This window comes from Pseudomonas sp. LB3P14, from assembly GCF_054898045.1.
This window is the reverse complement of record NZ_CM142714.1, coordinates 7,126,188-7,151,384: the sequence shown is the minus strand read 5'-3', so window position 1 is coordinate 7,151,384 and position 25,197 is coordinate 7,126,188. Positions and strand designations below refer to the sequence as shown.

At 58.5% G+C, this 25,197-nt stretch carries 22 protein-coding genes and 1 pseudogene; 3 read left to right on the top strand and 20 right to left on the bottom strand.

Annotation, left to right across the window (positions count from 1 at the left end):
• Window positions 1-4: 4 nt before the first annotated feature.
• From fliS to ACYZT5_RS32725, 20 genes and pseudogenes are all read right to left on the bottom strand, one after another.
• Window positions 5-400, bottom strand: coding sequence for a flagellar export chaperone FliS (gene fliS, locus ACYZT5_RS32820; protein ID WP_462048984.1), 396 nt, complete (start codon window positions 398-400; stop codon window positions 5-7).
• Window positions 401-820: 420 nt separating this feature from the next.
• Window positions 821-2,209, bottom strand: a complete 1,389-nt coding sequence (gene fliD, locus ACYZT5_RS32815; protein WP_462048983.1) for a flagellar filament capping protein FliD — start codon at window positions 2,207-2,209, stop codon at window positions 821-823.
• Between the two features lie 82 nt (window positions 2,210-2,291).
• Window positions 2,292-2,657 carry a flagellar protein FlaG gene (locus ACYZT5_RS32810; protein ID WP_462048982.1) on the bottom strand — a complete coding sequence of 122 codons (366 nt, stop codon included), beginning with the start codon at window positions 2,655-2,657 and terminating at the stop codon, window positions 2,292-2,294.
• A 74-nt stretch (window positions 2,658-2,731) separates the two neighbouring features.
• Window positions 2,732-3,568, bottom strand: coding sequence for a flagellin domain-containing protein (locus tag ACYZT5_RS32805; protein WP_462048981.1), 837 nt, complete (start codon window positions 3,566-3,568; stop codon window positions 2,732-2,734).
• 256 nt (window positions 3,569-3,824) lie between these two features.
• Window positions 3,825-4,088 carry a hypothetical protein gene (locus ACYZT5_RS32800; RefSeq protein WP_462048980.1) on the bottom strand — a complete coding sequence of 88 codons (264 nt, stop codon included), beginning with the start codon at window positions 4,086-4,088 and terminating at the stop codon, window positions 3,825-3,827.
• Window positions 4,085-5,377, bottom strand: coding sequence for a motility associated factor glycosyltransferase family protein (locus tag ACYZT5_RS32795; RefSeq protein ID WP_462048979.1), 1,293 nt, complete (start codon window positions 5,375-5,377; stop codon window positions 4,085-4,087). The genes ACYZT5_RS32800 and ACYZT5_RS32795 overlap by 4 nt, the downstream gene beginning before the upstream one ends.
• Window positions 5,378-5,473: 96 nt before the next feature.
• Window positions 5,474-6,400 carry a ketoacyl-ACP synthase III gene (locus tag ACYZT5_RS32790; protein WP_462048978.1) on the bottom strand — a complete coding sequence of 309 codons (927 nt, stop codon included), beginning with the start codon at window positions 6,398-6,400 and terminating at the stop codon, window positions 5,474-5,476.
• Between the two features lie 229 nt (window positions 6,401-6,629).
• Window positions 6,630-7,682, bottom strand: coding sequence for a pseudaminic acid synthase (gene pseI, locus ACYZT5_RS32785; protein WP_462048977.1), 1,053 nt, complete (start codon window positions 7,680-7,682; stop codon window positions 6,630-6,632).
• A pseudogene (gene pseG / locus ACYZT5_RS32780) lies at window positions 7,675-8,918 on the bottom strand (UDP-2,4-diacetamido-2,4,6-trideoxy-beta-L-altropyranose hydrolase). Before pseG ends, pseI begins: the two are co-directional and overlap by 8 nt.
• Complete coding sequence (pseF, locus tag ACYZT5_RS32775; protein ID WP_462048976.1) at window positions 8,915-9,610, bottom strand: pseudaminic acid cytidylyltransferase; 696 nt, start codon at window positions 9,608-9,610, stop codon at window positions 8,915-8,917. The pseudogene pseG and the gene pseF overlap by 4 nt, the downstream one beginning before the upstream one ends.
• Window positions 9,611-9,616: 6 nt before the next feature.
• Complete coding sequence (gene pseC / locus ACYZT5_RS32770) at window positions 9,617-10,780, bottom strand: UDP-4-amino-4,6-dideoxy-N-acetyl-beta-L-altrosamine transaminase (RefSeq protein ID WP_462048975.1); 1,164 nt, start codon at window positions 10,778-10,780, stop codon at window positions 9,617-9,619.
• On the bottom strand, window positions 10,777-11,778 hold the full coding sequence (pseB, locus tag ACYZT5_RS32765) for a UDP-N-acetylglucosamine 4,6-dehydratase (inverting) (RefSeq protein WP_462048973.1): 1,002 nt from the start codon (window positions 11,776-11,778) through the stop codon (window positions 10,777-10,779). Before pseB ends, pseC begins: the two co-directional genes overlap by 4 nt.
• A gap of 183 nt (window positions 11,779-11,961) precedes the next feature.
• Window positions 11,962-13,530: a flagellar hook-associated protein 3 gene (locus tag ACYZT5_RS32760; protein ID WP_462048972.1), complete on the bottom strand. Its 1,569-nt coding sequence runs from the start codon at window positions 13,528-13,530 to the stop codon at window positions 11,962-11,964.
• Window positions 13,531-13,543: 13 nt separating this feature from the next.
• Complete coding sequence (flgK, locus tag ACYZT5_RS32755) at window positions 13,544-15,604, bottom strand: flagellar hook-associated protein FlgK (protein ID WP_462048971.1); 2,061 nt, start codon at window positions 15,602-15,604, stop codon at window positions 13,544-13,546.
• Window positions 15,605-15,627: 23 nt separating this feature from the next.
• Window positions 15,628-16,926 (bottom strand): flagellar assembly peptidoglycan hydrolase FlgJ, encoded by a 1,299-nt coding sequence (flgJ, locus tag ACYZT5_RS32750; RefSeq protein WP_462048970.1) that lies wholly within the window; start codon window positions 16,924-16,926, stop codon window positions 15,628-15,630.
• An 11-nt stretch (window positions 16,927-16,937) separates the two neighbouring features.
• Window positions 16,938-18,026 carry a flagellar basal body P-ring protein FlgI gene (locus tag ACYZT5_RS32745; RefSeq protein ID WP_462052346.1) on the bottom strand — a complete coding sequence of 363 codons (1,089 nt, stop codon included), beginning with the start codon at window positions 18,024-18,026 and terminating at the stop codon, window positions 16,938-16,940.
• 27 nt (window positions 18,027-18,053) lie between these two features.
• Entirely contained in the window at window positions 18,054-18,749 is a 696-nt protein-coding gene (flgH, locus tag ACYZT5_RS32740; RefSeq protein WP_462048969.1) for a flagellar basal body L-ring protein FlgH, read from the bottom strand.
• A 52-nt stretch (window positions 18,750-18,801) separates the two neighbouring features.
• On the bottom strand, window positions 18,802-19,587 hold the full coding sequence (gene flgG, locus ACYZT5_RS32735; protein WP_007920118.1) for a flagellar basal-body rod protein FlgG: 786 nt from the start codon (window positions 19,585-19,587) through the stop codon (window positions 18,802-18,804).
• 45 nt (window positions 19,588-19,632) lie between these two features.
• Window positions 19,633-20,373 carry a flagellar basal body rod protein FlgF gene (locus ACYZT5_RS32730; protein ID WP_462048968.1) on the bottom strand — a complete coding sequence of 247 codons (741 nt, stop codon included), beginning with the start codon at window positions 20,371-20,373 and terminating at the stop codon, window positions 19,633-19,635.
• Window positions 20,374-20,686: 313 nt separating this feature from the next.
• Complete coding sequence (locus ACYZT5_RS32725; protein WP_415759623.1) at window positions 20,687-22,246, bottom strand: sigma-54-dependent transcriptional regulator; 1,560 nt, start codon at window positions 22,244-22,246, stop codon at window positions 20,687-20,689.
• Window positions 22,247-22,526: 280 nt separating this feature from the next.
• Here ACYZT5_RS32725 and phhA point away from each other — a divergent pair, with 280 nt between their 5' ends.
• From phhA to ACYZT5_RS32710, 3 genes are all read left to right on the top strand, one after another.
• Window positions 22,527-23,318, top strand: a complete 792-nt coding sequence (gene phhA, locus ACYZT5_RS32720) for a phenylalanine 4-monooxygenase (RefSeq protein WP_449642425.1) — start codon at window positions 22,527-22,529, stop codon at window positions 23,316-23,318.
• A 103-nt stretch (window positions 23,319-23,421) separates the two neighbouring features.
• Window positions 23,422-23,778, top strand: a complete 357-nt coding sequence (locus ACYZT5_RS32715; RefSeq protein WP_129442142.1) for a 4a-hydroxytetrahydrobiopterin dehydratase — start codon at window positions 23,422-23,424, stop codon at window positions 23,776-23,778.
• Window positions 23,778-24,971 (top strand): amino acid aminotransferase, encoded by a 1,194-nt coding sequence (locus tag ACYZT5_RS32710; RefSeq protein WP_462048967.1) that lies wholly within the window; start codon window positions 23,778-23,780, stop codon window positions 24,969-24,971. The genes ACYZT5_RS32715 and ACYZT5_RS32710 overlap by 1 nt, the downstream gene beginning before the upstream one ends.
• Window positions 24,972-25,197 lie beyond the last annotated feature (226 nt).

The following is a 25,197-nucleotide window of genomic DNA, read 5'->3' as shown; positions in this document are numbered from 1 at the left end:
CTCCTTAAAATTGCGGACCCGGCGCGGCGATAGCATCCCAACCGTCTTTGACGGTGCGAAGCAAATCAGCGACTTCGTCGAGAATCTTTGGATCTGTTTTGATGTTGGCCTCGGCCAGACGCTTCATCATGTAGGTGTAGAGATTGTCCAGCTCGCCCACCGATTCAGCCTGATTTTCCAGATCCAGACCTTCACGCAGACCGCCAATGATGCCGATGGCCTTGCCGATCAGAACGCCTTTATTGGCAATGTCCTTGCGTTCCATCGCGCCTTTGGCCTGCGCGATGCGATCCAGGCCACCTTCCATCAGCATCTGTACCAGACGATGAGGGCTGGCTTCGGAAGTTTGCGCCTGAGCGCCAATCCTCTGGTATTGGCGAAGGGCTAACATTGGATTCATGTTGTACCTCATCAAAATTCTGTAGTTCGTATAACCAGTGTATCGACGACGCGTCAAAAAACTTTAACCTGTTGGCGCCAACCCTCCCCTGTTGACCATGCGCTTGCCACCTAATCCCCCGCCTCAGAAGGAAAGTGGACCGCAGCACGCAGGAATAATCCATACGATACTACACAGCACATTAACGCCAGGCCAAAAAAGGCACCCCACATGAACGCCCTGTTACTGACAAACAGTATTGCCGGCACTGCACTGAACCATTGGCTCAGCGAACGCGAAAATGTCACGAAACTCGAACGCCCGATCAACGTCGACCGGTAGCTGTCTAAAAATAAACGCTATCAATCGCTTAACACAGCCCTCAACGAAAAAGCCCGGCAGCACTTTCAAGTGCTGCCGGGCTTTTTTTACGATGAACTCTTAAGAGTTTTTCTGTTGCGCCGTGATTGCCTCAAACATCGAGGTAATGTTGCTTGCAGTGGCTTTGAGCTTGCCCACCAGCGCATCCATGTCGTTATACTTTTTGGTCAGCACCGCGGTCAGAGTTTCAATCCGCCGATCGAGCGCAGCCTGTTGTTCGACCAAATTGGTTTTGGTCTTGTTCAGGTTTGTAATGCGCGTATCGAGAATTTCACCTGTCTGAGTGTAAGGGACAATGACCTTATCCATCCGCTCCAGCAAGCCATCGGTCCCGGTAAAGAGCGCCTGAACCTCACCGCCAAGACTCTTGTCATTCATCGCAGCAGTGAACTTGGTGCTATCGAAGTCCAATGCACCAGTCTTTTGGTTAGTGGTGATACCCAACTGCGAAAGTACTGTGAGCTTATCCCCTGCCCCGGCCTCAGTCAGCGGACCACGGATCGCCGCCAGGACGGAGCGAGGCAATGCATCCCCGGTCAACGCAGCGGCGACCGTATTTCCGTCACCATCGAGGGAGGTCTTTGTCAACGAGGTAATGCTGGTGACCACCGAGTTGTAGGCATCGACAAACTTCTGGATCGAGGCTTTCAAACCATCAGTGTTTGTCGCCACCGTTACCGTCGACGTGCCTTCCGCCAAAAGATTGAAGCTCAACCCCGAGACCGCATTGTCAATTGAGTTGCTCTTGCTGGTCATGCTCAGGCCGTCGACCGAGAATTTCGCATCGACTGCAGCGGCACCGATGCGCCCTGCGCCGGGAGGATCACCGGCCATTGCCTGCGCGCCGTCGATGGTCATAACCCCGGAAACGGAAATTTCAGACCCGCTCCCCGTCGCCGACGAGCCCAATACCAGTCGCGACCCATCTTCGTCAGTAATGACGTTGGCATTGATGCCATTGGCCTGGAGCTTGGTGTTGATCAGGTCACGAACCGACTGCAAGGTCGATCCATCCGGCACATCGATCTCGTAGTCAGTGCCATCTTGATTGATGGTCAGCTTACCAGCCGTAATCGCACTGGTCGTGCCGGAAAAAGCCTCACTGGCCACTTTCGCAGAAGTAGCAAGGTTCTCCACGTCAACGGCATAGCTACCCTTGACAGCGGAGTTATTGGAAGTTGCGGAAATGATCTTGGCATCAGAGGTCGTTGCCGCAAAACCCGAGAACTGCGGCGTTGTAGTACTGCCGAGGTTCTTCATTGCGGTCTGAAATGCGGCCAACACCGACTTCAAGCTGCCGACACCGGAAAGGCTCGATGTGGTGACTTTTGTCTGCCGGTCGATCTGGCCTTGCTTGGCGGACTTGTCAGCTTCGACCAAGGCCTTGACGATAGCACCGGTGTCCAGTCCTGAACCCAGCCCCGTGCCCGGTAGAATTATACTTGCCATGTGCATCTCCCTTCAGTTTGTCGCCAGCCGTTTGACATTTACCGCGTCGAAAAGAACGGCACAACACTTTTCATGCCAGCTATCAGGCCTCGGCGCTGAACAACAGGCTGCTCGCATCATTCAAGCTATTGGCCAACTTCAGGACTTCCTCGTTAGGGATCTGGCGTACCACTTCTCCGGAGTCACTGGCAATGACTTTAACAACGACTTTGCCGGAAGCCTCGTCAATAGAGAACTCCAGATTACGTTTGATCGACTGCACGAACTTTTCAATTTCCTGAACCGCTGCTTTCAGCGTGCCTTGCTCCGTTTCGTTGCCTTTGCTTCGATCCTCGATGACTGCGACTGGCGTTATAGCCGCCCGAGGCTTTTCCGTCATTTTTTCAATGACAGGTGTCACCGGTTTGGTAACAGGGTAAGACAAGTTCAGCTTGACGCTCATATCCATGTCCATCACCTCTTTAAAACAAAAAAGCGGGAGAGCACGACTAGCGCACACTCCCGCCAACATTCAACCGGCTATTACTGAAGCAGTTTCAGTACAGCGGAAGGCAGTTGGTTGGCTTGCGACAAGATCGCGGTGGAAGCCTGTTGCAGGGTCTGCTGCTTGGTGAGTTGAGCGGTTTCAGCAGCGAAGTCGGTATCTTGTACCCGACCCAGTGCAGCACTGGCGTTTTCATTGATGTTCTGCAGGTTGGAGATGGTGCTGGTCAAGCGGTTCTGCGCGGCACCCAAAGTCGAACGCACATCGTTGATCTGCTGCAATGCTGCGTCAACTTCATCAATCGAAGCTTTTGAATTGGTTACATCTGTAAGGTCTGAGGTGATGTTCAAACCTGCGGCGTCCAGTTTGGTGGCCCCAAGATCCAGCTGAATCACGTCATCGGTAGTTGTACCAGAGCCGACCTGAATATCAACTACACCAGTTGTACCAGCGGTGCCGTCGAGCAACGCAGTGCCGTTCAAGTTGGTGCTACCAGCGATACGGGTCAGTTCCTTAGCCATCGCCTGATACTCTTTGTCCAGAGCAGCGCGATCGGAAGTGGTGTTACTACCGTTAGCAGATTGCACGCCCAGCTCACGCATACGCTGCAGAATGTTGGTGGACTCTTGCAGAGCGCCTTCAGCAGTCTGAGCCATCGAAATACCGTCGTTTGCGTTTTTGATCGCCATGGTTTGGCCGCGAATCTGGCTGGTCATACGGGTAGCGATTTGCAGACCAGCAGCGTCGTCTTTGGCGCTGTTGATTTTCAGGCCGGAAGACAGGCGAGTCATCGAGGTGGACAGAGCATCGGAAGCGCGGTTCAGGTTCTTTTGAACGTTCAACGATGCAACGTTAGTGTTTACTGTTAAAGCCATGACGAATTCCTCGTTGGTTGGGTACTGCGGCTTCCGGCCCTGGCAACCGCCGGGTGTGGCCTAGAGAACCTTCGTAATAGTTATCGTCGCGTTGGCGGGTTGCTTTAGGTTTTTTTGAAAATATTTTGCCATCACACTGCCACCCCCTAGAAAAACAAGGGGTTAGTAGGGTCAGAAATAAAAATGGCGCCATGGATCTGCCGCCAATAAGGCCCCAACGACTGCCTGTATCACCCTCCGCCTGTTGGTGAGCGATTCAAACCGGCTCCCCGAGTAACTCCGGCAACTCGTATTGTAAAAAGTCGGCCAACCCCAACCAGTTCTGCGCCTCCTGACAACCGAGCATTTGCGTCAGCAGGTGTGCCCACGTCTGCTGCTCCGTTGGCGAAGCCTGGGCAAACACCGGCATTAACTGCTCGAACAACTCGACCATTAGCAACACCGCTTCCACATCCCGTCCCAAGCGAAACAGCTCGGCACACTGCCGCAGCCTGAGGTCAAATGATTCGCTCCGGCTCATTGCACAAACTCCGGATTAAAGGTCGTTCCGGTGATCATCGCGCCCTCTCGACTGCTGTTGAAGAAGTGCACCTGTGGGTGCCGTGCAATATGACGCTCCAACTCGCACAGATAGCTGCGAAAATTCAGCAATGTCCGGACTCGCTGCCCATGACCGTTGAGCACCCAATGAGTCGCCGTGGCGAACTGCGCACCGAGTTCACCGTCCAGCCAGCCGGCATGGGTCTTGTTCATCGGAAAGGCAAAGTCGGCACCGAACAGGGTGATCTGTCTGGCGCCCATTTTCACCGCCAGGTCTACTGCCGGGTGAATCACACTGCCGCCTGCATGGAGTCGCGCTCTAGGCACTTGCCGGCAGATTCGCTCATAGATCGGACTGGCGGAATATCCGACGTAGCGCGGTCCCTGCCACGCCCGCAATACCTGAGGGTCGGTCATCGGCATGTAGACCAGGCTAATGCCCTCCGTGCCTTCGGGCGGTAGATGCCGGGACGTGATCCGCTGATCGATGCTGACCACTACGTCCGGTTGGATGCCGTGCTCCAGCAAAGGCCGATAGGCCGTATCGACGCAGATAAACAAAGGACGCTGCGCCTGCTCGCCAATAGCCCGAAGCCGCTCGAAGTGCTGTTCCAGGCTCGGTCCGGTGGCGATGACAAAGACTTCCCGACCAACCTGAGTGGCAAAGAGCTCAGCGACATCAAGATCCGCTTTCACCAACTCAAGACTGGACGCCAACCGCTCGACAATCTCTGGATCGTCGGGGTCGAATTCACGATTGTTGAAGGTCAGCTGGGTTTCGCTGATCAACCGATCTCGGATCTTGGCATTGAAGTCATCGGCCAGCACCAACTCGGACGGCAAGGCAAAGAACGGCATATGAATTTCCGCCAGATCGCCGGCATACAATAGTTCAACCCGCGGATCGTTAAGCCACTGCTGTTGATCGAGCAGTTGCAGCACCAGAGCAAACACCGCTCCGTTGAGAATGTGCACATACAAACGTTCAAGTCCGGCGCGCTCCAGCAACTCCATTTGCAAGTCGCCAAGCCCGGTGCCGTAGACATGCACCACCGAGCTGTCGACCGGCAAGCTGTCGGCCTGAAGTCTGGCTTCGCGTGTGCGGTCATGGCGACTGGTCAGCTGAATGCCATTGATGCTCAGTGTCGAGCCCAAGCCTTCCGCCAGCTCAGCCTGCAACAGGTTTGTGTTCTCAACCAGCAAGCGCGCATACAGCACCGGCCAGCGGCGCTGTATGACTTCGACGTTGAGCTCAAAGAACTCGCTCATGGAGCCTCGCTTTTCATTCGGGCAAAAAAATAGCGCTCAAGGTTACACCTTGAACGCTTTTTTTGTGTCTGGCTTTCTTTGATTAGAGAGCCTGGGTCAAGGGCGATAAATGATCGCCGATCCCCAGGACAGCCCCACACCAAAACCGCTCAACGCAACGCGCTTCCAGTTAGAGTCCAGGACGTGTTTTTCCAACAACAGCGGAATGCTCGACGATACCGTGTTGCCGGTCTCGACCATGTCCTTGATGAACTTCTCCGGCTCGCCTTCGAAGCGTCGGGCGACCGCATCGACAATCGCCGCACTGCCCTGGTGGATGCAGAAGGCATCGATATCGTCAGCCGTCAGTTGCGAGTCAGCCAGCAGCTCATGCAAATGCGCCGGGACTTTGAGCAGCGCGAAGTTAAAGACCTGACGGCCGTTCATGTAGAACACGCCATCGGTGACCTTCAAATGCGGCGCACCGGAACCGTCGGTGCCGAACTTGGCCTTGCCCAGTTGCCATGGCGCGTCTTCGCCCATCCAGGTCGCGGTGGCGGCATCGCCAAACAGCATCGTGGTGTTGCGGTCTTCCGGATCGACGATCTTGGAGTACGGATCAGCCGTCACCAGCAAGCCGTTTTTCAGGCCCGTGGCTTCCATGAAGCCCTTGATCGCGTAGATGCCGTAGACATAGCCCGAACAGCCAAGGGAAATATCGAAGGCCGCCACGTTGGTCGACAGGCCCAGCTTGTCCTGAACGATGGCGGCGGTGTGCGGCAGGCCTTCTTCGTCGCCGTTCTGAGTGACAACGATCAGCACGTCGATGTCTTCACGTTTCAAATCGGGGTTGTTGGCGAACAGCGCGTTGGCTGCTTCGACACACAGGTCCGAAGTTTCCTGCCCGGCGTCTTTACGCGGCAGGAAGGCCGAACCGATTTTGCCCAGGATGAATTCTTCATCCTTTTCGAATTTTGCACCTTGTGCGTAATTGTCCACGCCGGCTACAGGAACGTAGCTCGCAATGCTTTTTATGCCAATCATTACGGCTTCCCAATAATAAACAGCCCAATACCACCGCTCGCAAGGATTCGAGGGGCGCCGACAAACAGAGAAAAATGCCGCCCCGAGGGAGCGACAGACGGGAAGAATAAAAGGCTATCACTGGGTCAAAAAGACACCAGGCGCCACCTCCCCGATTAATACAATACAGTGAAGATGCGCGTTATGACTCGCAGGTCACGCTATTTTGCCGAATCAGCCCCACAACAGGTTATTCGACCAACGACCAGTCCAGCGGCGTTCCGCGCTTGATCGCCTGGCGGGCGTGGCGCCCCAGAAGGCTTTCAGCGTGCTTAGGCGCCAGCCCCAGGCCAGGACGGATGGCCCGCAGATTCTCGGCTGTGAAGGGCTCACCGACGGCCATGTCCTGTGTTACGTACAGTGAACGGCGATACACCACGGACTTGCGCTCGGCTTCAGTCACGCCGTAATGCACATGGCCCATGGCTTGCCAGGCACGTTCGGTTTCGATCACCAGGCTGGCCAGCTCCGCAGGTTCCAGAGAGAAACTGGCATCCACACCACCCGCGGCACGGTCGAGGGTGAAATGTTTTTCCACCACCGTCGCCCCCAGTGCCACCGCGGCCACGGAAACGCCTACGCCCATGGAGTGATCGGAAAGGCCGACCTCGCAGCCGAACAATTCACGCAAATGAGGAATCGTCCGCACGTTGCTGTTGGCCGGCGTTGCAGGGTAAGTGCTGGTGCACTTGAGCAATACCAGATCCTTGCAACCCGCTTCACGGGCGGCGCGTACGGTTTCGTCGAGTTCGGCGATACTGGCCATGCCGGTAGAAATGATCAACGGCTTGCCGGTGGCGGCGACTCGCCGAATCAGTGGCAGGTCGGTGTTTTCGAAACTGGCGATCTTGTAGGCCGGTACGTCGAGGCTTTCGAGGAAGTCGACGGCGGTGTCATCGAACGGCGTGGAGAACGCGAGCATGCCCAGCTCTTGAGCTCGGGCAAAAATCGGTGCGTGCCATTCCCACGGCGTATGCGCTTTCTCGTACAACGAATACAACGAGGAGCCCGCCCAGAGGCTGTTCGGGTCCTTGATGAAGAACTCACCTTCGGACAGGTCCAGGGTCATGGTGTCAGCAGTGTAGGTTTGCAGCTTCAAGGCATGCGCGCCGGCCTTGGCCGCGGCTTCGACGATCTGCAGCGCCACGTCAAGGGACTGGTTATGGTTGCCACTCATCTCGGCAATGATGAACGGCGGCGCGTCAGCACCGATCAAGCGGTTGCCGATCTTGAAACTAGTCATTGCTGTGATCCTTCAATATGCGCGTGAACGCGCAAGCACTCTGAGTGAAACCTGCTTCTCGGAAAACCTTCAGCGACGGCTGATTGGTCGGCAACACCTGCGCGGTGATGGCAACCCGTTGCGGCCTGTGGGCGGTCACGAAGGCTTCGCCCCGCGCCGGCAGTGCCCTACCCCAGCCCAGGCCGAGTCGGCCAGCGCTGCCGCCACCCGCTGCGCACCACGGCCATCGACCAACTGCCGGGAACGTTCGGCCAGGCTCTGGCGCAAGCCATGATTGCCCGCGACAATACCGATGGCCTGGCGCAGTTGCTCGACGCTCACCTGCTCACGCGTCCCGAGGAACACATGGGCACCCGCGGTGGCCATGACCTCACCGTTGGCGTATTGATTGTTGGACACGGCAATGCAAATCGTCGGCAGCCCCATCGCGGCTCGCTCCCAACTGGTCCCGCCACCGGCGCCGACAAACAGGTCGGCCTCGGTCATCAACCGGTAAAAGTCGCTGACAAAACGCTGCAAGCGCCAGTTTGGACGATCGGCCGCCAATGCTTGCATCTCGTCCCAGGCTGGGTTGTCGGCACCGGCAACAAAATCGACTTCCAGCTCAGCGAAGTCCATCAGCGCCAGCATCGCGTGATGGGTCTGCATCGCTGCATCAAAACCGCCGAAATTCACCAGCACACGTCTGACCTGAGGCTTGATTTCAATCGCCGGGCAGCAGAACTCATCGCGTAGCATGGCGAAGCGTGGGCCGAGCAAGGTCTGGCAATCCGGCTTAAGCAACGAAGCGTAAGCCGCTGGCGTACCCGAGAGATTCTGGTTGAGCAGCAAATCGACGCTGTAGGTGCGCGTCGCCAGATCGTCCACCGCCGCGATCCGTGGCGCCCAGCGGCGGGCAGCGGTCTGCCACTGATGATCGAGGCCGTAGTGGTCGGTAATGATCCAGTCGAAGGCTGGATGGTGTTCCAGCGCTTGCCCTAACGCAGCAATATCCGCCTGCCACGGCAACATGGCTTCGATGGGCTGTTGCGGGTCTTCATCGGGATAACGATCCGGCAGCGCGAAGGTTTCAAAACCCTCGGCGGCGAGACTGTCGAGCCGATGGCCCGGCAGCCGGCGACAGGCAAACGCCACGTGCACGCCTTGCTGGCGCAAAACCCTGGCCAAGGTCAGGCAACGGGCAATATGGCCGCTGCCAATGGTCGGCGAGGCGTCGGCGCGTATCAGCACTCTCATTGCAACTCTCCGCCTGCTTTCAATGCCGCGTAGAGGTATTCGGCACGCTTCCAGTCTTCGAGGGTGTCGATGTCCTGCACCAGATAACGCGGCAGGATGACAGGCAGGCTCACCGGGGAAAACAGTACATCGCCGCGCAACCAGGCCTCGCTGCGCCCCCAGTAAAACTGGCCGGCGTCCTGAAAGGCTTCCGCCAGATCCTGGGAACGAGTATTGCGAAATTCCGGGTAGAGCGAGGTCAGGGCGCCGTGCTCGTCGAGGGTCAACGCACGCTGCACCGGGAAGCCAAAACCGGCCACGGAAAACGCGAACGACTTGTTCGGATGTTGCACCAGCAATTCATGTCCCTGACGCAGATACCGTGCTTGCAATAGCGGCGCGGTCGCGTAGATGCAACAGGCATAGTCGAACGCGGGGAGTTGATTCAAGGCATGAACGATGACCGCGGCGGTCCCGGTAAAATCATCGGCAAGCGCAACGGGTCGCATGAACGGCACCAGGGCTCCATTGGTCCGCGCGAGTTCGGCAATTTCCTCATCGTCGGTGCTGACAATCACCTGATCGAACAGGTTCGAAGCCAGCGCCATACGGATCGAACGGACGATCATCGGCACGCCGTCGAACGGTTTGAGGTTCTTGCGGGGTATCCGTTTGCTGCCGCCACGGGCGGGAATGATCGCAACACAACTCAAGAGTTACTACTCCTCAACGACCAAACGTCGCAGTTGTTCGACCACGTAGTCTTGTTGCTCATTGCTCAGCAAAGGAAACATCGGCAGGCTGATGGCCTCGGCGTAATAACGTTCGGCCTGCGGGAAGTCGCCCTCGGCAAACCCCAGATCACGATAGTACGGCTGCAAATGCACCGGTATATAGTGCAGGTTCACCCCGATCCCGGCCGCCCGCAACCTTTCGAACACCTGCCGATGGCTGAGGTTGATCCGATCTGGTTGCAACCGCACCACGTACAGATGCCACGCCGACTCGGCGTCTGGTTGCGCGCTGGGCAAGGTCAGCGGCAGGTACGCCAGCAATTGGTCATAACGCGCCGCCAGTTCACGACGACGCTCGATGAAGCCGTCGAGCTTGTTCAGTTGTGACAGACCGAGAGCCGCTTGAAGATCGGTGATCCGGTAATTGAAGCCCAGCTCCACTTGCTGGTAGTACCAGGGACCGTGGCTGGGTTCGGTCATCTGCTGCGGATCACGGGTCATGCCGTGGCTGCGCAGACGCTGCAAGCGCTCGGCCAATTCCGGGCGGTTGGTCAGGACCATGCCGCCCTCGGCACTGGTGATGATCTTCACCGGGTGAAAACTGAACACCGTCATCGCCGCAAACTCGCCGCAGCCCACCGGACGCCCGGCATAGGACGCGCCGACTGCGTGGGACGCATCCTCGATCACGGTGAAGCCATAACGTTCGGCCAGTTCGGCGATCATGCGCATGTCGCAGCTCTGGCCGGAAAATGCCACGGCCACCAGAACCTTCGGCAATGTGCCGTCGCGCTCAGCAGCTTCGAGCTTCGCCGCCAGGGTGTAGGCGTCGAGGTTCCAGGTCAGCGGATCGATGTCGACGAAGTCCACTTCGGCGCCGCAGTAGCGACCGCAGTTGGCCGAGGCCAGAAAGGTGTTCGGCGTGGTCCACAACCGGTCGCCCGGCCCGAGTCCGGCAGCGAGGCAGGCGATGTGCAACGCAGCGGTGGCATTGCACACCGCCACCGCGAAATCGGCCTGGCAACGCTCGGCCATGGTCTGTTCGAAACGCTCGATGGTCGGCCCTTGGGTCAGCCAGTCCGACTGCAACACGGCAACCACCGCATCGATGTCTGTCTGATCAAGGCTTTGCCGACCATAGGGAATCATGCCGACAGCTCCGCGTGCAGGTCAGCGATCTGGCCGACCGACAAGAAGTGCGGATTAGTGTCGGAGCGGTACTCGAAATCCTCGCTCACAGGCTTGCCCTGCTCGCCCAGTTTGTCGACAGCAAAATCCACGTCGACACTGGTGAAGCGGATCGACGGCTGAATCGTGTAGTGATCGGTAAACTCCAGGGTCATGCGCGCATCGTCCAGTGGGACCATCAGCTCATGGAGTTTTTCCCCCGGACGAATGCCGACGTTCTTGTGCGGCAAATGCTCAGCCATGCCCAACGCCAGATCGATGATGCGGATCGACGGGATCTTCGGCACGAAGACTTCACCACCGTGCATGCGGGCGAAGCTGTCGAGCACAAACTGCACACCGTGATCGAGGGTGATCCAGAAGCGAGTCATGCGCTCATCGGTGATCGGCAACTCTGTCGCGCCCTCGGCAATCAGCTTGCTGAAAAACGGCACCACCGAACCGCGCGACCCGGCCACGTTGCCGTAGCGGACCACGGAAAAACGGGTTTGCTGGTCCCCGGCAATATTGTTCGCGGCGACGAACAGCTTGTCCGAAAGCAGCTTGGTCGCGCCGTACAGATTGATCGGGCTGGCGGCCTTGTCGGTGGACAGCGCGACGACTTTCTTCACGCCGTTGTCGATGGCCGCGGCGATGATATTTTCCGCGCCGTTGACGTTGGTGCGGATGCATTCGGTGGGGTTGTATTCCGCCGCCGGCACTTGCTTCAGCGCTGCGGCGTGCACCACGTAATCGATGCCGCGCATGGCCTGACGCAAACGCTCGGCATCGCGCACATCTCCGATGAAGTAACGCATGCACGGCGCATTGAACGTTTGCTGCATCTCGTACTGCTTGAGCTCGTCGCGGGAGAACACCACCACCCGCTTCGGCTGATATTGCTCCAGCAGACGGCGGATGAAATTGCGCCCGAACGAACCGGTGCCACCGGAGATGAAAATCGATTTGCCGTTGAACATGCCGTGAGTCCTTGTACTGCTCAGCCAGGGCTATGCGAGCCGGTTATTTAAAGGTCGGGGCTTTGAACACGGCGAAAGCCCATTGGCGACGGGCACTGTCCAAGACACATTTCAGGTAAAGCCGCCTGCCAGTTTTCCCGGCTGGCGGCTATTCCAAAAACATCGCGTGCATTGCGCTAAAGTTCAGATTTTGTTGAATAAGCCCAATTGCGCAATTTTACTGAATGCCAATTGCGATGCTTGCAACATCGTTTGCTGCAGTGTCAGGCGCGTCATGACCTCCGCTGGATCGGAATCGCGAATCACCGACTGGGTCTGTTTGTTGGCCAGGCTGAAACTTTCGTTAGCCTCGCTTTGAGTGTCGAGAGCCGCGCCGCGTCCGCCCACTGAACTTAGCGCAATGGAGAGTTGCTCGGCACCGCTCGTCAAGTTGGAGATACCAGAACTCAGCGCAGCACTGAAACGCTGGGCAAGGACCGGATCATTGTCGATCGGTGCAAGTAACGCGGTACGCAACTGGCTGACGGTATCCAGAATGTTCTGTGTTTGATGGTTGTTGACTGCAATCACATATTGGTCACCCGCCTGTGGCGCGCCACTAAGAGTGAAATCGACACCCGCCGCCGTCGCGGTCGAACCCGCCAGACTACCTATGGAAACCGGTTTACTATCGGCCGTCATCGGCGACGCATAAAGTTCGTAATCGCTGGCGCTGGTGAACTTGAGGATGGCACCTCCCGCCGGAAAGCTGCCGTTGTAATCCACTGAGTTGCTGATGGTGCTGCCGGTGACCTGTGCTGCAGACGGATTACCAGGAGAGCGAGAGGCATTGAAGCTGTCCGGTTTGCTGATCAAGCTGAAGCTATGCCCGGCGATCGCCGCATCCGGGTCAGTATCACCGGCTTGCAGATTAATGTTCAAACGCAGATCGATCCCACGAAAATTGATGGATTGCGAGGTCGCGTCTTTGGAACTGAACACGCCATTCTGGCTGGCTTCAGATGTCACATCATTGCCTGACGCGTCAGTGATCTTCAATTGCGTGCTGCTCAGAAACTCGACCGAGTAAGGTTCGCCACTACGAAAGCGATTATTGTAGCCCGCACTTGAGGACACTAAACCATCAGACAATAGCACTCGCCCATCATTGACAGCTGGCGCGGTCAGGGTTGTCTGGCTCCGACTGGTGTTGATCGCCTGCTGGAAAACCTCCCAGCCGGTGCTGTTGGTGGCCATCGACATGGTGTCGCCAATAGGCAGATTTAGCGTGGTCTGATCACCGTTGTAGCTGTAGGTACCGTCGGAGTTGCGTGAAAACGGAGCCGTATCGCCCTTGGAACCGGCGAAGATGTACTTGCCGCTTTCATCCTTGGTATTCATCAAACTCAGCAGTTGCTCTTCGATCTGCCCCAATTCAGAGGCATTGGCTTGGCGATCAGCGTCGGTATAAGCGCCATTGCCTGCTCCAATCGCCAGCTCTCTTGCACGCTGCAGCACATTACCAATGCTGTTCATCACCGCCTCGGTCGTACCCAACGTCGCTTTGATGGTATTGGTGTTGGCCGCGTACTGATCAAGCATCGAAGCCTGCTGCCCCAATTGCAACAGACGCGAAGCACCCACCGGGTCATCAGCAGCGGTGTTCACGCGAACCAGGCTGCTGGCCTCTTCGCTGCTCTTGACCACGTTGGCGAAGTTCTTTTGATAATTGGCAGCCGAGGACTCGTAAAACTGGGCGGTAGAAATGCGCATGAGCTACGACTCCTTAAATACTGTTGATCAGTGTGCTGAAGATTTCCTGCGCAGCCTTGATGATCTGCGAAGAGGCGGTGTAGTACTGCTGATATTTGACCAGGTTGCCGGTTTCCTCATCGAGGTCGACACCCGAAAGCGAATCACGAGCCCCCTTGGCATTGGCCAGGATTGCGGTGGTCGCGGCGCTGTCGAGCTTGCCCTGGGCGGCTTTGGAGCCAACACCCTCGACCAGTTTGCCGTAGGCGTCGCTCAGGGAAATACCCTTGCTCGCCGAACCGGTATCCACGGTCTGTGCGGTCTGCAAACCGGCCAGCGTTGTACCGTTACGGTTATCCAGGCTGCCCGGTTGACTGAGCGAGACGTTGATCGCGGTGCCTTTGCCCGGTGAGCCGGCCACGGTCATGTCGAAGCTGACGGTGTATTGCGTGGCGGGTGCAGGCGGGATCGGCGCCCCACTGGCATCCTTGAGCGGGATACTCAGACTGAGAGTGTTGTTCTCGCCCGGCTTGATGGTGCCACTGCTGATAACCCCGCCCTTGGCATCCAGGAACTGGTAGGTCTGGCTGGTGCCGTCGGCGGAAACATCGCCAAACACGACCTTGGTCGGCGTGGAGTTTTTCAGGCCGTTCTGCATCGCGGTGGCGGTGGCCGCGTCGTAGATGTCGAACTTCGTGGTCAGGGTCGGCTGACCGCTGGCCGGAATCGACAGCGTGCCACTGCCGCCTGCTGCAATGGCCGCACTCAACGGTGCCGCGATGGCCAGACGTTTGGAGTCGGTCATCTCGGTCTTGATGTTGGTGGCCGCGTTGCGGGTCGGGGTGATCTTGAAGGTGTCGCCCGCGGCAGGGGTGCCACCGGTCAGCTTCAAGGAGAAACCGTCGATCACCGGCGCGGGTGTGGTCGTCGTGCTGAAGCTGCCCACAGACGTATTGTCCGGCAGGCGTTGCACGGTGTAGTCGGTGGCGCTGGTGAACGTCACCTTGTAATCGTTGATTGTCAGCTTGCCAGTGTCTTCGATGCTGACATCGAAATTGCCCGAACCGGCACTGTTACTGCCCGAAGCGATGCTGCGCTGAGCCATCTGCGCGGCACTGTTGATGCTGTTGAACAGGTTCGAACCGAAGTCACCGTTTTTGTCGATGCCCTGGGCCTGAATACTGTTCATCTGATCGGCAACGACCAACGCCACGCGGCCCAGTTCGTTCATGGCCGGGTCCAGCACGGTACTGCGATAGCGCAGCAGGCCGCCGATTTCGCCGCCGGTCATAATCGACGTGATATCGATGGTGCTCGAACCACGATTGAGCTGCAGCGATAACCGTCCCGGATCGTCTGTGCCCGGCACGACTTCAAGTTTGTTGACGGTGTTGCCCATGACCAGCGGCTGGCCGCTGCCCAAATAGATATCGACGTTACCTTCACGTTCGACGATCTGCGCGCCGGTAAAGGTCGAGAGCTGGCGTACGGTCTCGTTACGGGCGTCGAGCAGCTCGTTCGGCATGCCACCGGCGCTGGAAATCTCGGCAATCTTCTGGTTCAACTGCGCCACGGTGGTGGCGAGTTTGTTGACCTGATCGGCCATGTTCGTCAGGTTGCCGTTGATGTTCGCGTTCTGCGCGTTCAACTGGCTGGACACCGAATTGAAACGGTTGCTCAAGGCCTGGGCATCGCTGAGCAGCAACTGGCGCGAAGCGTCGTCGCCCGGTTTGGCGTTGACGTTCTGCACCGAGGCGAAGAACTTGGTCAGAGCGCCATTGAGGCCGGTGCCGCTGTCGGACAGCAAGGTATCAAGTGGCGTGACCTGACCCAGATAGGCTGCCGAATCGCTGTTGAGCGACGTGGTGGTCTGCAGTTGGGCGTCAAGGTAGCTGTTGTACACCCGGCGCACATCGGCCAGTGTCGTGCCGGTGCCGATGTAGACATTGCCGAACTGCTGAGAGGCTTTGGTGCCCTGCACGGTTTGCTGCCGCGAATAACCAGCGGTATCGGCGTTGGCGATGTTGTTACCCGTGGTCATCAACGACGTTTGGCCAGCAGCCAGACCCGACATCCCGATATTGAGCAAACTCATGGTTCAAACCTTATAGCTTATGCCTATAAAGGCGTAGTGGAGGCGCCCGCCGCAGCGTAGTTCTGGTAACTCGTCATCTGCTTGGCTATCTGCGAAATCTTGCTTGCGTAGTCCGGGTCGGTTGCGTAACCGGCCTTTTGTAACTCGCGTACAAACTGTTCTGGGTTATCGGCCGACTTCACGACATCTTGATAGCGATTGTTGGTTTGCAGCAGCGTCACAAGGTCATGGAAGCTGTCCTTGTAAGAGTCGTAGGAACGGAACTCAGCCGTCTCCTTGACCCTCTCGCCATTCCTGAATTCGCTGGTGATCGCTCGCGCCGAATTGCCCTTCCAATTGCTGCTGGCCTTGATGCCGAACAGGTTGTGGCTGCTGCTGCCATCCTGGGCGCGCATGACCGATTTGCCCCACCCGGTTTCCAGGGCGGCCTGCGCCACCAGGTAACGCGGATCGACACCAATGCGCTCGGCGGCCTCTTTGGCCATCGGCAGCATGGTGTTGACGAATTCGTCGGCGGAACTGAACGCCTTCTTCGCCGGTGCCAGGGGTATTTGCGCCATGGCACGCCCATAAACCTGCAGGCGCCCGCTGGATGTCGCATCCGTTTGCGAAGCCAGCCAATCACCGTTGTACAGGGGACCGGAACCGGTCTTGGTACTCTGCGGCATTTGGATGTTGTTCTGCGCCGCCGTGGCGGTCGCGGCGGTGGTCGATGCCGACGGCACCAGCCCTGCGAGCAAGCGGTCGGCCAGTTTCGGCGGCAGCGCCAGACGCCGCTGATTGATCAGCGCCATATCATTGTGATGAGCGCCCTCGCCCGCATTTGCCGGCGGCTTCACCGAGCGCGAAGCCCACAACGGACGCTCGCCATTGAGGCGCGACAGCGGCCCATTGGTGGCGACCGTACCGGCGGCAATCGGCGTTTCCACGGCGGCTTTCGCGGCCGCTTGCTTGGCGGCTGACGCGGCAGCGGCCTCGCCCGGGGCCAGTGTTTTATTCTTCGACATCTGACGCATCAGCACGTCGGCCAAGCCGATACCACCGCCCTCACGGGACATGGAAACGGCCAACTGCTGGTCGTACATTTCCTGGTATTGCTTGGCTGCCGGCGTATTGAGCGGATTGTCCTGGCCCAGCGTTTCAGTGGCCGAGCGCATGGACTTGAGCATTTCACCGAGGAACAGCGACTCGAATTCCTGCGCAACTTTGCGCATGTTCGCGTCACTGTCCTTGTCGCCGACCTTGAGCTGGTTCAGACGATTGAGGTCCGAATAGGAACCCGAGTCGCTACTGCTGACCAGACCGCTCTTGTGCATATCCATGGTTGCCGTCCTCAGATCACGATCAGGTCGGCTTGCAACGCGCCAGCCTGCTTCAGTGCCTCGAGGATGGCCATCAAGTCACCCGGTGCCGCGCCGACCTGGTTCACCGCACGCACGATTTCGTCGAGGGTGGTGCCCGGGCCGAACTTGAACATCGGCTTGGCTTCCTGCTGGGCGTTGACCCGCGAGCGCGGCACGACCGCCGTCTGACCATTGGACAGAGGGCCGGGCTGGCTGACGATCGGGTCTTCGGTGATGGTCACGGTCAAGCTGCCGTGGGTTACCGCGGCCGGGGAAACCTTGACGTTCTGGCCGATCACAATGGTGCCGGTACGGGAGTTGATGATGACTTTCGCCACCGCCTGACCCGGGTCGACTTCAAGGTTCTCGATGATCGACAAGTAGTCGACGCGCTGGCTCGGATCGAGTGGCGCGCTGACACGAATCGAGCCGCCGTCGATGGCCTGGGCAACGCCAGGGCCGAGCATGTTGTTGATCTTGTCGACGATACGCTTGGCCGTGGTGAAGTCCGAACGATTGAGATTCAGGGTCAGGCTGTTGCCCTGGTTGAAACCGCTCGGCACCGAACGCTCCACCGATGCACCGCCCGGGATACGACCGGCCGACGGAACGTTGACGGTGATCTTCGAACCATCGCGACCTTCGGCATCAAAACCGCCGACCACCAGATTGCCCTGAGCGACCGCGTAGACGTTGCCGTCGATACCCTTGAGCGGCGTCAGCAGCAAGGTGCCGCCGCGCAGGCTCTTGGAGTTACCGATGGACGATACAGTGATGTCGACCTGCTGACCCGGCTTGGCGAACGCCGGCAAATCAGCACTGATCGACACCGCCGCGACGTTCTTCAACTGCACGTTGCCCGAACCCGGCGGCACCTTGATGCCGAACTGCGAGAGCATGTTGTTGAACGTCTGCAGGGTGAACGGCGTCTGCGTCGTCTGGTCACCGGTGCCGTTAAGCCCGACCACCAGGCCGTAGCCGATCAATTGGTTGGAACGTACGCCGGAAATACTGGCGATGTCCTTCAGCCGCTCCGCTTGAGCGTTGAAGGCCGCGGACAGCAACAGGGTGGCCACCATGAGACTTTTGAAGTTCAACGTAGCCACCTAGAAAGGGAACAGCGGGCTGAGGAAGAAACGGTCGAACCAGCCTGGCTGACTCGCATCGGCAAACGCACCGGTGCCCGAATAGGTGATACGTGCATCGGCGACGCGGGTCGACGAAACGGTGTTATCGGTAGCGATGTCATCGGCGCGAACCAGACCGGCAATCCGTACGAGTTCATCACCGGAGTTAAGGGTCAGCCACTTCTCGCCGCGCACGGCGATGATGCCGTTGGGCAAGACGTCGGCGACCGTCACGGTAATCGAACCGGTCAGGCTGTTGCTCTGGCCGGATTTGCTCGCGCCGTTGGTGGCGCGGTCGCCGCTGTAAGCAGCGTCGAGGCTCAGACTGCCACTGCCTACCGGGTCACTGGTACTAAGGCCGCCACCGAATAGCGAAGACAGGCCGATACTGGTCTTGCTGGTTTTGTCGATCTGCGAGTTGGCACCCTTGCTGGCCTGGGTCTTCTCGTTCAGGGTGATGGTGATGATGTCACCGACCCGGAACGCCTTGCGGTCGCTGTACAGGTTCTGTTCGAAGCCAGCCTGATAAATCGAGCCGTTATTGGCGGCAGCCGGCAGCGGCGTGCGCGGCAACACCGGCGCGTAGTAAGGGTCATTGGGCTTGGGCGTCGGACCGACGCAGCCCGCGAGCGCGGCGATCCCACTCAGTGCCAGAACAGATACAAAGCGATTCATGACCCTACCTCACGGTGTTGCCGGCGACCTGATGGCCGCCTCATAGACTTGATTACAGATTCTGCGTTACGAACGAGAGCATCTGGTCGGCGGTGGAGATCACCTTGGAGTTCATCTCGTAAGCGCGCTGAGTGGTGATCATGTTGACCATCTCTTCAACGGTGCTGACGTTGGACGTTTCCAGGGTGTTCTGCAGCGTGGTGCCGAAACCGGCCAGGCCTGGGGTGCCGACTTGCGGCGCGCCGCTGGCAGCGGTTTCCAGGAACAGGTTGTTGCCCACGGCCTGCAAGCCGGCCGGGTTGATGAAGTCGGCGGTTTGCAGGTTGCCGATCACCTGGGACGCCGCGTTGCCGGCAACGGTGATGGACACGGTGCCGTCGCGACCGACCGTGAAGGTCTGGGCATCGTTGGGGATGACAATGGCCGGTTCCAGGGCGAAGCCGCTGGCGTTCACGATCTGACCGTTGGAGTCCAGGTGGAACGTACCGTCACGGGTATAGGACGTGGTGCCGTCCGGCTGCAGAATCTGGAAGAAACCGCGACCGTCGATGGCCATGTCCAACGGCTGCTCGGTGGTTTGCAGGCTGCCGGCGGTGAAGTTTTTCTGGGTGCCGACGATGCGCACACCGGTACCCAATTGCAGACCCGACGGCAGTTCACTGTCCTGGGTCGACTGGGCGCCTGGCTGGCGTTTGATCTGGTAGAGCAAGTCCTGGAACTCAGCGCGGTCACGTTTGAAACCCGTGGTCGACACGTTGGCCAGGTTGTTGGAAATGGTCGTCAGGTTGGTGTCCTGGGCGGACAGACCTGTTTTGGCAACCCATAGAGCCGGAAGCATTCGATTCTCCTCGTGCGCCTGTTTTACGGCGCGACGTTCTGATAATTAGCTGATCTGCAAGACCCGAGCCATGGCCTGGTCATCGTCTTTGGCGGTGTTCATCATCTTTATGTGCAGCTCGAACTGCTTGGCCAGGGCCAGCACCGAGGTCATTTCTTCCACGGCATTGACATTGCTCGACTCGAGAAAACCGGACACCAGCTTGACGTTGGCATCGGCTTGCGCCGGCTTGCCGTCCTTGGTGTGGATCGAACCGTCCAGGCCTTTGGTCATGTTCTTGAAATCAGGGTTGACCAGTTTGATGCGGTCGACTTCCGCCATCACGCGAGGACCTTCGCCCATCGCACGAATGCTGATGGTGCCGTCCTCGCCCACTTCGATTTGCTGCTCGGGCGGCACGGCAATCGGCCCGCCATTGCCCATCACCGGCATACCGTTGCCGGCCCGCAGCACGCCCAGGGCGTCAACGTTCAGGCTGCCGGTGCGTACGTAGCTTTCGCCGCCGTCAGGGTTCTGCACGGCGATCCATCCGCTGCCTTGCACCGCGACATCGAGATCGCGACCGGTTTGCACCAGCGCACCAGGGGAGAAGTCGGTGGCCGGACGCTCGGACAAGGCAAACGCACGCGCCGGAAAGCTGTCACCGAACACCGGCATCGAACGAGCCTGCTCCAGGTCTTTCTGGAAACCGTTGGTGGAGATGTTCGCCAGGTTGTTGGCATGAGCCTTCTGCGCCAGTGCATTCTGGCTGGCGCCGGTCATTGCCACATAAAGGTACTTGTCCACACTCTTTCCTCTGCATGCCGGACGTTTGCCGCCCACTGCTGTACTGCTGAGCCATAAGCAATTTGCAGACCAACTTTTTTCTGGCGGCACAGGGCCCGGCAAACAAAGGACTTGAGGGGTTTTGCGGGGAATGGGGAAATGTATCGAAGTCGAAAAACCGGCGGTGTTATGCCGCTTCGCGGCAACGCTCAGCTTCCGTCGCCTGATCGTTCCCACGCTCCGCGTGGGAATGCAGCCCGGGACGCTCCGCGTCCCAAGAGCGGACCCAGAGCGTCCATTGAGGCATTCCTTTGCTGCGCGTGGGAACGATCAGTCAGGTGTTGTCCTTGCCGACTTCATACTCACGCAACTTATTGGCAATGGTCGTATGCGAAACCCCCAACCGCTTCCCCAGTTGGCGACTACTTGGATGCTCCGAATACAAGCGCTCAAGCACCGCTTTCTCGAAGCGCCCGACAATTTCGTCCAGCCCGCCCTCGAGCGAGAAATCGCCAAGTGGCTGACGCACGCCGTAATCCGGCAGGCGAATATGTTCGGCCTTGACGGTCCCGCCCTCGCACAAGGAAACCGCTTGGAACAACACATTTTCCAATTGCCGGACATTACCCGGCCAGTGGTAATGACTGAGCCGCTCCATCGCCGCCGGCGCCAGTTTTGGCAGTGGGCAACCGATCTGCCGACTGGCCTGATCGAGGAAGTGCTCCACCAGCGGCGTCAAACCATCGAGGCATTCGCGCAGTGGCGGGATGTGCAGCGAAAGCACATTCAAACGGTGATACAAATCCTGGCGAAACTCACCGCGCGCGCACAACTCGGACAGGTCGACCTGCGTTGCACAGATCACCCGCACATCCAGATAAACCTCTTCATCGCTGCCCACACGACGGAAGCAACCGTCCTGCAGGAAGCGCAGCAATTTCACCTGTAAGCGCGGGCTCATTTCCCCGACGCCATCGAGAAACAGCGTACCGCCCGCCGTCAATTCCAGCAGCCCGAGCTTGCCTTCTGCCCGTGCCCCCTCGAAAGCACCGGGGCCGTAGCCGAACAGTTCCGTCTCAGCCATGGATTCCGGCAGACCGGCGCAGTTGAGCGCCATCAAGGGTGACTGCCCACGCGGACTTGCCAGATGGCAGGCGCGCGCCAACAACTCTTTACCGGTACCGGTTTCACCTTCTATCAATAGCGGCGCATCCAGCGGCGCCATGCGTCGGGCTTCGCGCACTACGGCGGCCATCACCTTCGAGCTTTGGAAAATGCTGTCGAAACCGCGCAGCTCCTGCTTGCGCACGTTATAGATGCGCTCACCGACCCGGTCGGCGCGGTGCAGAGTAAGTACCGCGCCGGCCATGGCTTCGCTGTCGTCATGCTCCGATTGCAGTGGCGCGATGTCAGCGAGAAACACGTCACCCTTAACCTTCACCCGCAAGCCGTTGATCCGCGACTTGTTGGCGCGCACCAGCTCCGGCAAGTCGAAATCTTCGGCGTAACGCGACAGCGGAATCCCCGGCACCTCATCCACCCGCACCCCGAGCAACTGCGCCGCTGCGCGGTTGGCCGCGACGATCGAGCCGCCCATGTCGATCGACAGCACCGGAAACTCCAGGGCGCCGAGCAAGGCATTGAGTTCCATGTGCCGACGCTCGCTAGGCATAAGACCTACACGCTTGACGCCAAAAACCCCGGCAATCGATTCGAATTTCGGACGTAACGCCTGGAACTGAATGTTGATCAGGTTCGGGCAATGCAGGTAGATGGCATTGCCATGCTCACCGCCGACCTCGCCGCGTGCGACGTTGATCCCGTATTCCACCAGCAGGTTGAGAATGTCGCGCAGGATGCCGATGCGATTCTGGCAGTGGACTTTGATACGCATATAAAGGCCCGAAACAGGAGTGATCGAGGGCCTGAGCCAGGAATTTTCTGCGCAGGCGCCAACTTAGTCGTCAAGATTATGTGACACCTGTGCGCTGTTTCAAACCCGGAAATCTCCATCCCTGCGCCACAGCGACCGATCCGTAACGAATACTTTACAAAAATCGACGAATTTTCCTACGCACAGCGCGACTCACGTGCTGCAACTCCGCATTTCTTGAGGTATTTCTAGGTCCATAGCAGGACATAACAAGAACGAAATCCCCTAGCAGGAGAGCAGCATGAAGCAGACGCAATACGTGGCTCGCGAGCCCGATGCGCAAGGTTTTATCGACTACCCCGCCGAAGAACACGCGGTGTGGAACACGCTGATCACTCGTCAACTGAAAGTGATCGAAGGGCGTGCGTGCCAGGAATACCTGGACGGTATCGAAAAACTCGGTCTGCCCCACGACCGCATCCCTCAACTCGGTGAGATCAACAAGGTCCTCGGTGAAACCACCGGGTGGCAGGTCGCCCGGGTACCCGCACTGATCCCCTTCCAGACCTTTTTCGAATTGCTCGCCAACAAGCAGTTCCCGGTAGCGACGTTTATTCGTACCCGCGAAGAGCTGGATTACCTGCAAGAGCCGGACATTTTCCACGAGATTTTTGGCCACTGTCCGCTGCTGACCAACCCTTGGTTTGCCGAATTTACCCACACCTACGGCAAACTTGGCCTACAGGCTTCCAAGGAAGAACGCGTGTATCTGGCGCGTCTGTACTGGATGACCATCGAGTTTGGTCTGGTCAACACGCCAGAAGGCCTGCGCATCTACGGCGGCGGCATTCTCTCCTCGCCGAAAGAAACCGTTTACTGCCTGTCGGACGAACCTGAGCATCAGGCTTTCGATCCGCTTGAATGCATGCGCACGCCGTACCGCATCGACATCCTGCAACCGCTGTACTTTGCCCTGCCGAACCTCAAGCGCCTGTTCGACCTCGCCCACGAAGACATCATGGGTATGGTCAAGCAAGGCATGCAGTTGGGTCTGCACGCACCGAAATTTCCGCCAAAACCAAAAGCTGCGTGATCCGTAGCTTTTAGAATCAAGTGAGCCTGTCAGGAACCGACGCTTTGGTTTAGCGTGGTGAATTGACGGCCGAATTCCAATAATTCGATTTCAGGAACCCATCATGTCCACATTGAACCAAGCCCACTGTGAAGCCTGCCAAGCCGGCGCGCCTCAGGTCAGCGACGAAGAACTGCCGGTACTGATCAAGCAGATTCCTGACTGGAACATTGAAGTACGCGACAGCGTGATGCAGCTGGAAAAAGTTTTCCTGTTCAAGAACTTCAAGCACGCGTTGGCGTTTACCAACGCTGTCGGTGAAATCTCCGAGGCCGAAGGTCACCACCCGGGCCTGCTCACCGAATGGGGCAAAGTCACCGTGACCTGGTGGAGCCACTCCATCAAAGGCCTGCATCGCAACGACTTCATCATGGCCGCGCGCACTGACGAAGTGGCCAAGGACGCCGAGGGCCGCAAATAATGCATTTCGACGCCATAGGTCGAGTACCCGGCGACCCGATTCTCGGCCTGATGGAGGCCTATGCGCAGGACCCAAACCCGCGCAAATTCGACCTCGGCGTGGGCGTCTATAAAGATGCCCAGGGCCTGACACCGATTCCCCAGTCCGTGAAGCTCGCCGAGCAACGTCTGGTGGATCGTCAGACCACCAAAACCTACATCGGTGGCCACGGCGGACCGGCGTTCAGCAAGGCCATCAACGAGCTTGTACTCGGCGCCGACTCCGCGCTGATCGCCGAACAACGGGCCGGCGCGACGCAAACGCCGGGCGGCACCGGCGCGCTGCGCTTGAGCGCCGACTTTATCGCCCAGTGCCTTCCCGGCCGTGGCGTGTGGCTGAGCAACCCGACCTGGCCGATTCACGAAACCATCTTCGCGGCGGCCGGGGTCAAGGTCAGTCATTACCCGTACGTCGGCAGCGATAACCGCCTCGACGTCGAAGCGATGCTCGCGGTACTCAAAGAAGCGCCGAAAGGCGATGTAGTGCTGCTGCACGCCTGCTGCCACAACCCGACCGGTTTCGATCTATCCCATGACGACTGGCGCCGGGTGCTGGAGGTGGTGCGCAGTCGCGACTTGTTGCCGCTGATTGACTTCGCCTACCAGGGCTTCGGCGATGGGTTGGAACAGGATGCATGGTCGACCCGCTTGTTCGCTGCCGCGTTGCCGGAAGTGCTGATCACCAGTTCTTGCTCGAAGAACTTCGGCCTGTACCGCGACCGCACAGGCGCGCTGATTGTCTGCGCGAAAACCGCTGACAAGTTAGTGGACATCCGCAGCCAACTGGCCAACATCGCCCGCAACTTGTGGTCGACACCGCCGGATCACGGCGCTGCGGTGGTGGCGACCATCCTCGGTGATCCAGAGCTGAAAAGCCTCTGGGCTGACGAAGTGGAAGCCATGCGTTTACGTATCGCTCAACTGCGCAGCGGTTTGGTTGAAGCGCTTGAACCTCATGGGTTGCGCGAGCGCTTTGCGCACATCGGCGTGCAGCGCGGAATGTTTTCCTACACCGGGTTGACGCCGGACCAGGTGAAGCAACTGCGTGATCATCACAGTGTTTACATGGTCAACTCAGGCCGGGCCAACGTGGCCGGGATTGATGCGACGCGTCTGGATCTGCTGGCCGAGGCAATCGCTGAAGTCTGTAAATAAACCCGCCGTCCACTGATCGTTCCCACGCTCCGCGTGGGAATGCCTCAACGGACGCTCCGCGTCCGGCTTTAAAGGGACGCAGAGCGTCCCGGGCTGCATTCCCACGCAGAGCGTGGGAACGATCATGCGTCTCCTGCCGACCTGTCTAGACAACCCCATCCGTCGCAACAATTGGATATAAAAGACTATTTGTCTTTTCTCCTGCTGTATCCTTCGCAGGCTTTTT